Annotated in this window: 11 protein-coding genes and 1 tRNA gene; 7 read left to right on the top strand and 5 right to left on the bottom strand. The window is 53.2% G+C overall.

Annotated elements, in window-relative coordinates:
- Positions 1–43: 43 nt before the first annotated feature.
- Positions 44–1,015, bottom strand: coding sequence for an A/G-specific adenine glycosylase (locus tag IPJ68_03530; protein ID QQR78130.1), 972 nt, complete (start codon positions 1,013–1,015; stop codon positions 44–46).
- Between the two features lie 91 nt (positions 1,016–1,106).
- Here IPJ68_03530 and IPJ68_03535 point away from each other — a divergent pair, with 91 nt between their 5' ends.
- The gene (locus tag IPJ68_03535; protein ID QQR78131.1) at positions 1,107–1,616 is read left to right on the top strand and encodes a hypothetical protein; all 510 of its coding nucleotides are present in this window, start codon (positions 1,107–1,109) and stop codon (positions 1,614–1,616) included.
- Here IPJ68_03535 and mnmA read toward each other — a convergent pair.
- The 4 genes from mnmA to IPJ68_03555 form a co-directional block, all read right to left on the bottom strand.
- Positions 1,606–2,754 carry a tRNA 2-thiouridine(34) synthase MnmA gene (mnmA, locus tag IPJ68_03540; protein ID QQR78132.1) on the bottom strand — a complete coding sequence of 383 codons (1,149 nt, stop codon included), beginning with the start codon at positions 2,752–2,754 and terminating at the stop codon, positions 1,606–1,608. The two genes, IPJ68_03535 and mnmA, sit on opposite strands and share 11 nt — an antisense overlap.
- An 86-nt stretch (positions 2,755–2,840) precedes the next feature.
- Positions 2,841–4,985, bottom strand: coding sequence for a type IV secretion system DNA-binding domain-containing protein (locus IPJ68_03545; protein QQR78133.1), 2,145 nt, complete (start codon positions 4,983–4,985; stop codon positions 2,841–2,843).
- A gap of 63 nt (positions 4,986–5,048) precedes the next feature.
- Entirely contained in the window at positions 5,049–6,326 is a 1,278-nt protein-coding gene (locus IPJ68_03550) for a hypothetical protein (GenBank protein ID QQR78134.1), read from the bottom strand.
- A gap of 151 nt (positions 6,327–6,477) precedes the next feature.
- On the bottom strand, positions 6,478–7,554 hold the full coding sequence (locus tag IPJ68_03555; protein QQR78135.1) for a hypothetical protein: 1,077 nt from the start codon (positions 7,552–7,554) through the stop codon (positions 6,478–6,480).
- 206 nt (positions 7,555–7,760) lie between these two features.
- Here IPJ68_03555 and IPJ68_03560 point away from each other — a divergent pair, with 206 nt between their 5' ends.
- The 6 genes from IPJ68_03560 (at position 7,761) to IPJ68_03585 (ending at position 12,363) form a co-directional block, all read left to right on the top strand.
- Positions 7,761–8,528 carry a hypothetical protein gene (locus tag IPJ68_03560; GenBank protein ID QQR78136.1) on the top strand — a complete coding sequence of 256 codons (768 nt, stop codon included), beginning with the start codon at positions 7,761–7,763 and terminating at the stop codon, positions 8,526–8,528.
- Between the two features lie 40 nt (positions 8,529–8,568).
- Complete coding sequence (locus tag IPJ68_03565) at positions 8,569–9,060, top strand: GtrA family protein (protein ID QQR78137.1); 492 nt, start codon at positions 8,569–8,571, stop codon at positions 9,058–9,060.
- Between the two features lie 97 nt (positions 9,061–9,157).
- A complete protein-coding gene (dnaX, locus tag IPJ68_03570) occupies positions 9,158–10,792 on the top strand; it encodes a DNA polymerase III subunit gamma/tau (GenBank protein ID QQR78138.1) in 1,635 nt (544 codons plus the stop codon).
- Between the two features lie 82 nt (positions 10,793–10,874).
- A tRNA-Gln gene (locus IPJ68_03575) sits at positions 10,875–10,946 on the top strand.
- Positions 10,947–10,967: 21 nt separating this feature from the next.
- Positions 10,968–11,534: an SGNH/GDSL hydrolase family protein gene (locus tag IPJ68_03580; protein ID QQR78139.1), complete on the top strand. Its 567-nt coding sequence runs from the start codon at positions 10,968–10,970 to the stop codon at positions 11,532–11,534.
- A 271-nt stretch (positions 11,535–11,805) separates the two neighbouring features.
- A complete protein-coding gene (locus IPJ68_03585; GenBank protein QQR78140.1) occupies positions 11,806–12,363 on the top strand; it encodes an alpha/beta hydrolase in 558 nt (185 codons plus the stop codon).
- The last annotated feature ends 60 nt before the right edge of the window (positions 12,364–12,423 follow it).

A 12,423-nucleotide genomic window follows, 5' to 3' on the forward strand; every position in this document is an offset into this window, starting at 1 on the left:
AGTATAGCGGAGAATGCACTCTAAGAAAACCGATGCCGGATGTTCAATACTTCTGTGCTATTTCAGTTGCAGCGAAGGCGCGAAATGCCGGCTGACCGAGCAAGATCTGAGCGTGGACGAAGATCTTCGGCTGCTGACCCTCGACGCGTTTCGCATGCGGCGGCCGGACAGCCAGTGTCAGTCCGTACTTTTCCAAAAAGAAAGCCTTGATCCCGGCGCGCGTATTGTAACCTATAGGGAGGACAAATGGCGCATATACTGTCCGCTTCGAGGAATAGTAGACCCGGTGTCTATCATGCAGGATGACGACCGCTTCCGCTCTTGCCCAATCCTGCCGGGGTAACGTTTTCCCTGCCGTCTTTCTCTTCTCTTGTTTTCCGCCTTCTCGAGTGTAGAGACAACGGGATCGCAAGGGACATGCTTCACACTTTGGTCGAGCAACACAGAGCGCGCTGCCAAAGTCCATCAGTGCCGCATTCAACGATTTTCTCGAACTGGTAAACTTTGACTCAAAGTAGTTCGTATCAATCACCGCATTCCTATTTCCAAGAAAGAATCGCCCCACGACACGTTTCAGATTTGTGTCCCAAGCCAAATGCCGATCGCCATACGCGAAGCTCATGATTGCCGCCGCCGTATATGGTCCGATGCCTGGAAGTCCTCGCAAGGCTTCGACATCCCGAGGGAATTTCCCTTGATGCTTAGCGACGACTTCTTTGGCCGCGGAAAGCATGTTCCGGCCGCGGGCATAATAGCCCAGGCCTTCATAATACGGGAGGAATTCCTCCCAAGAGGCGGCTGCCAATGACTCGACCGTCGGAAAGCGCTCAAGGAAACGCGTGTAGTAGCCGATGACGCGCGACACCTGCGTCTGCTGGAGCATGATCTCCGACACCCAGACTTCATACGCGGTGATCTTTGGGCGACGCCACGGCAAATGCTCCCGCCCAGCTTTCCGGAAGAAATCCATGAGTACTCGCTCAAAGAATGCAATTTTCTCTCGCCGGATTGACATAGTGTTCATGTCATTGTAGACTTTTTCTTCATGCCGAACAAGGTATGAATGACCCAGCACCTTCCCATTCACTACTGCAGAGGAGACTCGCATGCGCTACCGACCATTCCCTTCGTTCATCCGGGTCGTTCCTGGCCCAGGCGACGAAACCTACTTCGGACTCCAGGTCCCTCGTCAGCCCTGGCTACCACCAGGAGCAAAGAATATCGATGTTCTCCCAATGTCTTTTGTGGATCATCTACAGCTAGAAATCCGAACCGCGGCAGGTTCACATATGATTTCGCGAGACCAGTTCCACCAGCTGATGGTCACGGTGATCACAATCAGTAATAGGTTCTGTTCAGGGGTCGGGTACCCCTGCCATCTGGCAGTGATCGCGTCCGGTGAGATCGTCAACGATTTCGGAAGTCAGAGCGCGGCACAATTCTGTTCCAATGGACTCGTCTTCGAAGTCAGCAGGCTCTGCATCGATCTGCTGCAGGAATACCTCCTGGTGCCAGAATATCCTTCTTCAGTAAACAGCGACGCAGAGAATCGTCTCTATGCCTCGTCCGTGGTGCTGAAAGATAGAGTCCTCCACCAGTTCGTCCTCAACCGCTGATCACGCCGCCGCCCAAACAATAGTCACCGCGGTAAAATACCGCATACTGCCCCGACGCCACCCCGGTGTCGGTTTCTTTTTGGAGAAACACTTCCAGCGTCTCAGTATCCTGCCACTGTACCTGACACTCGTATTCTTTCGGGCCATGGCGAAGCTTCACCGAGAGCTCGGCGCCATCTTCGGGCCATTCACCGAACCAATTCAGATCGCGGACCATAAAGGTAGCTCGCGCCCGCTCAGTCCGATGCTCGGCATGCGAGATACAGACGGTGTTTTTCTCTACGTCCTTGGCCACCACATACCAGGGTCCACCCGACAGCCCGATCCCCTCGCGTTGTCCGATGGTGAAGTACCAAAAGCCATGGTGCTCACCCAAGACTTTCCCCGTCTCGAACTCGACGAGCGGGCCTTTTTTTATTCCGAGATGGTGGCGAAGAAATTCGTCGAACGGGATCTTGCCGAGGAAACAAATCCCCTGACTGTCACGGCGCTTGGCATTGGGAAGCTGGAATTTCTCGGCGAGCGCGCGCACCTGGGGCTTGGTATACTGGCCGATCGGAAACAGCGCCCGGGACAGCTGTGACTTCGACAGTTGAGAGAGAAAGTACGTCTGGTCCTTCACTGGATCAATGGCACGTTTCAAGAAACGGGTGGCCGGCCAGCTCGGCGTTCGCGTTGTGTCCGACCGCGAGCGTAAACGATCAGCGAAAGAAAACTGCGTGTTGAAATTGACCACGGCATCCGTCTGAGCATAGTGCCCGGTCGCGACTTTCGTATATCCATCCCCAATCGCGTCCCAGAACGCGCCGAACTTGATCCGCGCATTACAGAGCATATCCGGATTCGGCGTCCGACCAGCCTTCACCTCGCGGATCGCTTCTGCCACGACATACTCCCAATACTCCTTTTGAAGTGGCACGATTTCAAGCGACACACCGAGCTTTTCCGTCACCGCGCGGACATATGCTAGATCCTCTTCCCAGGGACAGTCCCCCAAGAAAGCCAGCTCGTCCTCGAGCCAGATCTTGATATAGAACGCGGTCACATCGAAACCCGCTTCCACCAGGAGTGCGAGCGCGACCGAACTATCCACGCCACCCGAAACCAGGACAGCGATTTTTTCCTTACTGTGATCCATAGGAATCGTTGCCCGCGGAACAAGAACAAGCTCTAAGTCTAAGGGGTGTCCCGAGACCCGTCAGCCTATCAGAATCATGTGAGAAATCAAGTCTCCTCGTCTTTCTCCTGCCGCGCTTCGTCGATGAGGGCTCGGACGGCACTCACATTGATATCCGGCTTGCGACGTATGGCCTTGAATTTTTTGGGTTCGATATGCTGTGCCTGAGAGAGTTTCATCGGTCGTTCAACTGAAGCATACACCCGGTGCTCCGAAGTGCGGTGATCTGTCCGGTTCGTCGGCCCATCTGTCGACTGTTGTCGGCCTGCAGGAGGGGTTTTCCCTGCGATCTGATTGCGCTCCCTGGCCACCGCTCGCTGATAGTCACGGAGACAGTCCTTGCAAAATGTCGGACGTGAGGCATCCGGCACAAACGGTACTTCGATCTCGAGACCACAAGTGGCACACACTGCCGGGTACAACACTTTCTCTGGGATGTTCACCGGCGCTTCGGTAGCCAAGGTCCCTTCGGCTGCCTCGAGCGTCGTGATAGCTGGCACGACTTCAGGTTTCGCTACAGACACCACCGGAGTCGGCATTGCTTCAAGGGGTTGGGTCGGGGTGTCCGACGACTCTTCTGGTAAATCAACAGCCACCAGCGGCGTCGCGACAGGTACCGAAACAGTTTCGGCTTTTACTCCTGGTTCCGCCATCACACGTGACCGATCAGGCTCTGGCAGTTTCACTGGTATCGGCTGGGGAGCAATCGGCTTGGCCACTGGTTTTGGTGTCGGTGCTTCGACAACCCGTTCACGCTTCGTGATACTCTCGGTGCCATGCTGCGGCACACGCTCGCGCGGAGCCGGCCGAGGGGTCGGAGTACTCGGAGTACGTGAGGTAGTTGCTGGGCGCGGAGTGGCTGGTACTGCTAGCGGAGCACGAAGGGCTTGCTTCTCTTCTTCGGTCAGCATGCCGGTCCAGCGGCGGATCTTGTCCTCCACCTCTTCCCGCGCTGAAGCATAGCGTTCTCGGGTCACTGCGATGACCTTGTCGTCGATACCCGGTGTCTCGACGAGGATCGGTGGCAAAGTCGTCGCCGAAAACGCATCCCCCGCGATCCCGTCGATCATGAGCTTCAGGTAGACCTGATACTTCGGCAAATTCACCATGTCATTCAACATGAAAACCGGCTCGAATTCTTTCTCGAGAAACTCCGCATCCATCGCCCCGACGCGGAAGGAAATAATTGTCCCCGCGTTGCCGAAGATGGCGTCCCGGATCTCTTCTTCAAATTGAGTGATGTACTGATTGGCCAAGATGAGCGAGAGTCGATATTTACGTGCTTCTGAGAGGATGTTGGCAAATGAGAGGGTCGCAAAGTTCTGGAACTCATCGATGTAGAGGTAGAAGTCATTTCGCTCCTCCTCGGGCGTATCCACTCGGCCCATCGCGGCTTGCTGGATCTTCGTGACCATCATCGCGCCCAAGAGCGCTGTCGAGTCCTCACCAATCTTGCCCTTGGCGAGGTTCATGATGAGAATCTTCCTCTCGTCCATGATTTTCCGCACATCAAACGCGCTCGTCGGCTGGCCGATGATATTGCGGATGAGGCTATTCGAGGTGAACTGCCCGACCTTGTTCTGAATTGGCGAGATAACTTCCTGCAACACGCGCTCATTCCAACCGGCGAATTCGACAGTCCAGAATTGCTTCACTACCGGATCGGTCACTTTCTCCATCACCCGCTCACGGTACGATTTGTCGACGAGGATGCGCATCACTCCCAAGAGCGTCGCACCCGGATATTCGAGGAGGGCGAGGATGGCATTCCTGAGGATGTACTCAAGCCGCGGCCCCCACGAATCGGCCCAGATTTTCTTGAAGACACTGACGAGACCGGACGCGACGACTGAGCGTTGATCGGCACCAACTTGCTCGAGCACATTGAAAGCGATCGGGAAGTCCTGGTCCGCCGGGTCGAAGTAGATAACGTCGTTGATACGCTCGGGCGGAATCGCCTTGATGAGTTTCAGGGCGACATCGCCGTGCGGGTCGATGAAGCAAATACCGTGACCCTGCTGGATATCCTGGATCGCCAGGTTCTCGAGCAAGTTGGTCTTACCCATACCGGTCTTCCCCAAGATGTACATGTGCCGGCGCCGGTCATCGGCCTTGATACCGAAGACCCGCTCTTGATTGCGAAAATTGGTCTTAGCAAAGACGGTAATCGGATTGGTATCGAGCTCGGACATACTTCAGATGCGTTGATCTTTTAGAGGGAAAGAAATCGGCCTACCGAACGGCCAGAGTGCTCATCATTGTACCGGCAAATTGCCCGGCGCGCCACCCCGCTTCGTCATGACGCGCGAGAACGACGGAGCGAGCACCTGCATATCCGGGAGGTGATAGATAGTTGCCAATTCTTCGGATGAAAACATGAACCGGTTTTCCTGAGGATCGGGATCACGCGTGATATACCGGCGGAGGAGTCGGCGCTGCCGATACCGGAGACGCGGCTCGACCATAACATAGCTCGCATAGGTCTTGGTGAGATCGTCTGGTATCATGCTATTCATCGCGAGATCATTGAATTGTTTGATGGCCCCGATAAACGCCGAGACTCCCGTCGCTTTGGAAAAGTGCTCCTTCTTCCCAAGATAGACATGGCGCATTTTGATCTTGAACATCGGTTTCCCGATATTGCTCTCGAGCGCTTTCAGGATATCCTTCTGTCCGGGTGTGAGACGGAATTCGACGGGCTGTTCCTCGGCTTTGGCCGCCTCCTCCTGGCTGGTCCACTCCAGTTCACTCCCCATCATGCCGGAAAACAGGTTATGAAAAACGTCAGCCAGGTCATGCCAAACGCGTGAAAATATTCCCGGCCGCTCGACTTCCTCATGACCGAGAAATTCTTCGATGGTTAGCGCGCCTTTCTTCGGGCCCCAGTCCTCCTTCACCGGCGTCGCGATGAATTGCAGCCAGAGATGCTGCCCCGGACCGAGCTTCCCCATGGTTTCGATCAGTCCGGCCATTGGGTCGAGCATCTTGCCGGTCACCGATTCCTCGAAAAATTTGTAGGTCCGAATTGGATAGAGATCGGGCTTGAGGAGCTTGAACTCCGTCCCCCAGAGGTCCCAGTCCTTGTTCGGCACGGTCCGCGGCACCTGCTTCGTATAATCCTCGGCTTCCACGATCTCGACATCCGGGTACTGGGCATAGAAATGCGCTTCGACCAGATTGCGAAACGCCTTCTGCGTCCGGATGAACATATGGACCTTGCCCTCAGCACTCACGAGCTCGAGCGAAAAACTCACCGGGTATTCACCGAGGATGAATTCTTCATACGCCGATGATGTTTTGATCACTCCAGCAAACCCAGAGTAGATGAGCTCCATCGGATGCGGGCTCTTCTCCAGCAGTTTCGGAGCGACGATCTCGAGCAGCACCCATTCGATCTTGCCCCCGAACACATTGTTCCGGCTATCGATCCAGAGAAATATGAAAATCGGGTAAAAAATGAACGGAATGATATAGAACCAAACATCGCTTGCGACTGAAGCGATAGTGGCTATGTTATGGAAAAATTCGAACATGCGACAGTGTCACTACATTACGAAGAACGTTGTCTTCATCTAGCAGTATAAAGAGTTTTCACCCGGGAGCAAACTCCTTCCCATCCCGAGTGCTCTCGATGAGTCCCGCTACTCAGGAACGTACCAAAACTATTCAGTTCAGGAACCCGAGTTACCGCTGCTTGTCAGAAAGAGAATAGATGTTCTTCCCAACCTTTGTGAAGAAGCTGTTGAGATTGATGATCACGGTCGAACGCTTTACTTGACGGACCTTCATGACCGCCTTCAGGAGTTCTTCACGCGTCATCGGTGTCTCGTGTTCCTTCAAAATGGACGAGAGTACCTCGCGGACCGTGCCCGGACGGAAACCCCAATCGGAGAGCGCATAGGTCCCGCGTCCGACCAAGACGAAACGCTGGTCCTTGATGAGTTCATTATGCACCGTCTGTGGATGCGTCTTCTTGCCGGTCTTGTAGAGGCCGTGTTCATCGATGAGACGAGCAATCTCACGGAAATGCAGTGGCTTCTTCATTACCTGGAGGATGAGGTGGGCGCGCTCGCGAGTTCCGCGCGGACGAACCGCACTCCAGTGCGAGAGACCATAGCGACCGAAAGCATTCTTCTCGATTTCAGCCGATGGCGCAATGAATGACTCGAACGTCTCTTTCGTGAGGTCAGTGTCCCCCGACTGCTTCACATACATCGAATAGAGTTCTTCCAGTGACTGGACTTCACCAGATTTTTGAAGGAGGTTCGTTACTGACGTAATCATCGCTTCCCACTCGTCCAGCGAAAAAGCATCCGTTGTGACCACCAATTTCCGCTCGGCCGTCTCTTTGCTAATCTGGACACCGGGAAATGCCGGGAGGAGCGCAAGCAGCGATTTTTGTTCTGATACTTTCCCTCCACCGAGGGCCGCGAGCAAATCATCCACGGACAGAATACCGCCGCGCGCCTGCACCGTCTCGATGACGCGCCTCACGAGAATGTGGTCACCTGCCTCTGCCATGACTTCCTTGACCCGCTTCATGATGACATCGACGATCTGACGAACTCGTTCGCGCGTGATGCCGTGAGTCTTCCCGATTTCCTCAAGGGTCTTTTCCTGACCATCAGAAACACCATAACGCTCACGTGTGATAACTCCGGAACGCTCTGGGAAAGACGACAACAGAGCACCCAAAAGCTCTTCGGCAGAGCGGGTGCTTGACAGACGAGTGGAATCGATCGGTTTCCTTCTTTCAGCCATAAAAAACTTCAGTAATTAGCATTTCTGAGAACGCCTCATATTAACGCATATTACCATATTTTGTCAAGAGCCGTAATAGAACCGACATTCTCCGGTCCAGTTTCCTCTCGATCACAGTTTGCAGTTGACAAATATGTCTTGTATAATTTCAGACAGGGAAACGCCAAAGAAAGTTTCCCTCTAAAAACAGAGACAACAAAAAAAGTATGGCTGATTCTTCGACCGAACCCAATTCCCAAACTGCTCCGGACAATGGCAACAAGATCCAAGCCCTCCGGGACATGATTTTGAACGCTGAACGCACCATCCAAGGAGCCAAGGCGATGCTGCTCCAGATTGAGGGAAAGAAGAAAACTGGCCGGCCGAAGAAGTCAGATGATGATGCGCTCGGGATTGTGGTTGAGGGTACCTTTGATGGCCAGATCATGCTCGGAACGGATGGCAAGCAATATCCTGTTCCCGCCAATTACGCGTCCAAGTCCAAACTCGTCGAAGGTGACATGCTGAAGCTCACCATCACTCCCGATGGCTCGTTCATCTACAAACAAATTGGACCGATTGACCGGCGCCATGCCATCGGCATCGTGAGTCAGGACGAAAACGGCAATTACCACATCGTGGTTGAGGGTGAACCGTTTCGTGTCCTGCTCGCTTCCATCACCTATTTCCGAGCTGAGCCAGGTGATGAAGTCGCTGTCACCATGCCCCGCGATCTCTCGGCCTCCTGGGTTGCGATCGAGAACATCCTGCAGAAAGGTGCTTTCGGAGCACCCGCCCCGATTGTGAAGCCCGCCGGCGAACGCCACTTGAACGCCGACTGGAAGAAAGATCTCGCCGAAAAGAAACCAGTTGATACTCCAGTCCCAGCCGAACCAGCCGTCCCCGACGCGACCGCCAATGCCAACCTCTCCCCGCTCGATGCCTGGGTGAAAGACATGGAAGCGATCGAGAAGGAGATCGCCGAAGGACGCTAGTGCAGTACATAAATTATTCTATACTTCGTCACCCAATATCATGGAAACTCCTGTTGTCACAGTCGAGAGCGCAGTCGTCGTTGGAGCTGAAAATCGAGTGGTCCGCATCGTAAAGCAGTTCTCGAAATTCATCATCGTCGGCGGAGTAAATACGGGAATTGATTTTCTCGTTTTGAATATTCTTATGTTCATGACGCACATCAATTCCGGACCGATGCTTTTTGTGCTGAATTGCATTTCGTTCTCTGTCGCAGTCGTCAACAGTTACTATATGAATCGACGCTGGACCTTCAAAGAGGCAGCGGCGGGGCTGGGCGAAAAGAAAGCCACTGTCCAATTCTCACAATTCTTTGTGGTTTCGGTCATCGGTATTATCCTGAACGGTACCGTCCTCACTGGCATCACCTCGGCGATTACCGCACCGTTCGGCATCGGGCCCCAACTCTGGGCCAATGTTGCCAAGCTCTTCGCGACCGGTGTCTCGCTCGTCTGGAACTTTATCGGCTACAAGCTCTTCGTCTTCAAGAAATAGCTCCCCGCTCGATCCTAGCCCCGCTCAAACGGCGGGGTTTTGTTTTGCTCGCCCGAAGACGGTATAATAGGAGTCACTGTTTCACCCTACACGAATTATGTCCGAAACCTTCTACCGCAAATACCGCCCGCTCCAATTCAAAGACGTCATTGGACAAGAAACGGCTGTCACCGTCCTCACTCAGAGCCTCGTCACAGGGAAACTCGCTCATGCCTATCTCTTCACTGGACCGCGCGGCACCGGTAAGACGACCTTGGCCCGCCTCTTCGCACGTGCGCTCAACTGCTCCAGTCGGAAAGACAAATCTGCGGAACCCTGCGGACGGTGTACGCATTGTCTCGCGATGGCCGATGGCCGTTCACTCGATGTCATCGAGATCGATGCTGCTTCCCACACCGGGGTCGACAATATCCGTGAACTCCGCGAGACCGTCACGAGCGCCCCGGTTCTCGGCAGCCACAAAGTCTATATCATTGACGAGGCGCACATGCTCTCCATCGGTGCCTGGAATGCTCTCCTGAAGACCCTCGAGGAACCGCCCGCCCATGTCGTCTTCGTCCTCGCCACTACCAACGCCGCCAAAGTACCCGAAACCATCCTTTCCCGTACCCTACGTCTCGACCTGCGTCGCTTCCCCGTAGAAATGATCGTGACCAAGCTCGAAAAGATCGCCAAAGCTGAAAAACTGAAGGTCGAGAAAGACGCTCTCACCCTTATAGCCCGTACCGCTCAGGGCGGGATGCGCGATGCCGAAGTACTCTTCACCCAGATCGCGACGCTCGAGGAGTCCCCCATCGATGCGGCCCGGGTCGCACTCCTCCTCGGGACGACAACCCTCGCCGCCAATCACGCTCTCATGCAGGCCGTTGCTGAGCGCGATCTGACCCGTGCTTTTGCGACCGTCACCGAACTGAAAGACACCGGTGCCCAGCTCGCCGGCTTCACTCTGTCGCTCCTCGAATACTGCCGCAAGCTTCTCTTCGCATCCGTCGATAGGGCAACAGCGGAGAAACTCATCGATGATTTCACGAAAGAAGAAAAGGCCGAGCTCTTCACGCTCGCCACGACCCTCGGTTCCAGCCGTATCGTCGAATGCCTCGAGCGTTTCCAGGAGGCCGACCGCCTCATCAAGGTCTCGCCGCTCCCGGAGCTTCCGATCGAGATCGCTCTGGTGAAGCTCATCCAAAGCGAACAGCCGCCCATCATAGCTTCAGCTGCGCCGAAAGTCACACCTCTGGCGGCGCCCGCGAGCCAGCCGAAAGTGGTCACTCCCGATCGATCCCAGCCCGCTCCAGCTGCTCCCAGCGCACCCGAGAAGTCAGCTTTGACCCCCACCTCAGTACTATCCTCTGCCGAGGAAGAACGGGCCGAGACTGATGCTCCAGTCGATCTCGGGCTGGCACTCCGCCAGTGGCCCGCTATCATGACTCATGCCCTCCGGCTGAACGCCTCGCTCGGTGTCGCCCTCTCGACGGCCACACCTGTCATCAAAAGCGAAAAGCTCTTGCTCCAGGTGAAGTATCCCTTTCACAAAGAGCGCCTGGAGCAAAAGTCGAATCGATTGACACTCGACCAGGCCTTTGTTACGATCTTGGGGTTTCGTACGCCGTGGAGCATCACCACGGAGAAAGATGCCGCGACTGAGGCACCTGCCGCCTCAGCTGAACGCCCCGCCATCATCGATGAAGCAATAAGCATGCTCGGTGGCCAGCTCGTTCAAGAGAGTTCCTAGAGGCTATAAAACTTAGGGGTTAGAGAGAACACTGGCTCAGCTCTCTAGAATCTATCTTCTAGTCACTAGTAACTGAATTTAATGGGGAGTAGCCAAGTGGTAAGGCAGGGGCCTTTGAAGCCTCCATGCGATGGTTCGATCCCATCCTCCCCAGCATAAAGAACATCTTGTAAATATGGATATCGGTATTTGGGGAGACAGCATTACGTATGGCGAAGGCGATCGTGAAGGTCTGGGATGGGTAGGAAGACTCCGAAGATCACGCCTCACTACTGACTATTGCGTTTATAATTTTGGTGTCTGTGGCGATACCACAGAAGACCTCTTGAAACGTTTTGTTATAGAAGCAAATTCAATTCAGCCAGATATAGTGGTGTTTGCTATAGGTATCAATGATTCAAAGATTCCAGCAAATGAAACTGCCAATAAAGTTACGATTGAAAAGTATCAGAAAAATATTCAAGAGCTCCTTAAGATGGCTAGAGGCTATACGGATAAGATTTATATAGTTGGGGCAACAAAAGTGAACGATCAGACCATAAGAGACAGCGGGACAAGATTTAAAAACGAAACTATTCAAACGTATAATAAATACCTCAAAGAGCTGTCTTTATCAGAAAACCTTATTTTCATAGATGTGTTTGAGATTCTGGATACAAACAATGACTTAGAAGATGGGTTACATCCAAACGCTCGAGGTTACGAAAAGCTTTATCAGATTTTAAGCAAACTTGTAAAATAATTTTAGTTCCTCAGCTACGCCTTTCCAATCTTCAGTTCTGAACACATCCAATAAGACCAGCTTTTGTTAACGGAAATACCCCTTGTGGGTGTTATTGTTTATAATGGGACGGATGGGAGCGAACAGGAAAGGCCTGCCTGCCGGTAGGCAGGGGTCGGGAAAACGGAAGTTTTCCTGTGGCGGAGAGCAGCGAGTCATCGAGTGTTGAGAACCGAGGGGTTCTCAAAGAGCGAAGCGAGTAAGATTCCCATCCTCCCCAGCACACAAACTTATGCAAAAAGTAGTCATCGTACATTGTTGGGACGGATATCCAGACTACTGTTGGTATTCGCAAACTAAGAAAGAGCTTCAGGAAAAAGGATTCGAAGTTCTCGTGCCAGAAATGCCTGAAACAGGTACTCCAAACCTCACTTTGTGGCTGCCTACGCTTCAGGCTCTTGCCTCAGAGCCGAATGAGAGTCTCCATTTCGTTGGACATAGTGCTGGATGTATTACAATCCTGAGATATCTAGAGCAGCTGAAAGATAGCCAAAAGATAGGAAAGGTTATCTTAGTAGCTGGCTTTACGGATGATCTTGGCTATGAGGAACTCAAAAACTTCTTCACAACGCCTATTCTTTTTGAAAAGATAAAACAAAGAGCGGAACATTTCGTGGCAATCCATTCAGACAACGATCCTTTTGTAGATCTAAAATATGGTACAATTTTCAAAGAAAAGTTAGGCGCAGACCTCATTATAAAAAACAAGATGGGTCATTTTTCTGGCGAGCGCGACAAAGAAGGGAGTTGCGTTTCACTTCCCGAAGTGTCAGAGGCTTTGACTAGATAAGTTGGAGCAACCTAGTCCGCAATCTTTTTCCAATCAACAGCTCCGAACGCATCCAATAAG

This window comes from Candidatus Moraniibacteriota bacterium (assembly GCA_016699425.1).
Classification (GTDB): Bacteria; Patescibacteriota; Minisyncoccia; order Moranbacterales; family UBA1568; genus SSEF01.

Coding starts and splice junctions, on each gene's coding strand:
- IPJ68_03530 (QQR78130.1), bottom strand. CDS start 1,015: ATGTCAATCCGGCGAGAGAAAATTGCATTCTTTGAGCGAGTACTCATG.
- IPJ68_03535 (QQR78131.1), top strand. CDS start 1,107: ATGCGCTACCGACCATTCCCTTCGTTCATCCGGGTCGTTCCTGGCCCA.
- mnmA (QQR78132.1), bottom strand. CDS start 2,754: ATGGATCACAGTAAGGAAAAAATCGCTGTCCTGGTTTCGGGTGGCGTG.
- IPJ68_03545 (QQR78133.1), bottom strand. CDS start 4,985: ATGTCCGAGCTCGATACCAATCCGATTACCGTCTTTGCTAAGACCAAT.
- IPJ68_03550 (QQR78134.1), bottom strand. CDS start 6,326: ATGTTCGAATTTTTCCATAACATAGCCACTATCGCTTCAGTCGCAAGC.
- IPJ68_03555 (QQR78135.1), bottom strand. CDS start 7,554: ATGGCTGAAAGAAGGAAACCGATCGATTCCACTCGTCTGTCAAGCACC.
- IPJ68_03560 (QQR78136.1), top strand. CDS start 7,761: ATGGCTGATTCTTCGACCGAACCCAATTCCCAAACTGCTCCGGACAAT.
- IPJ68_03565 (QQR78137.1), top strand. CDS start 8,569: ATGGAAACTCCTGTTGTCACAGTCGAGAGCGCAGTCGTCGTTGGAGCT.
- dnaX (QQR78138.1), top strand. CDS start 9,158: ATGTCCGAAACCTTCTACCGCAAATACCGCCCGCTCCAATTCAAAGAC.
- IPJ68_03580 (QQR78139.1), top strand. CDS start 10,968: ATGGATATCGGTATTTGGGGAGACAGCATTACGTATGGCGAAGGCGAT.
- IPJ68_03585 (QQR78140.1), top strand. CDS start 11,806: ATGCAAAAAGTAGTCATCGTACATTGTTGGGACGGATATCCAGACTAC.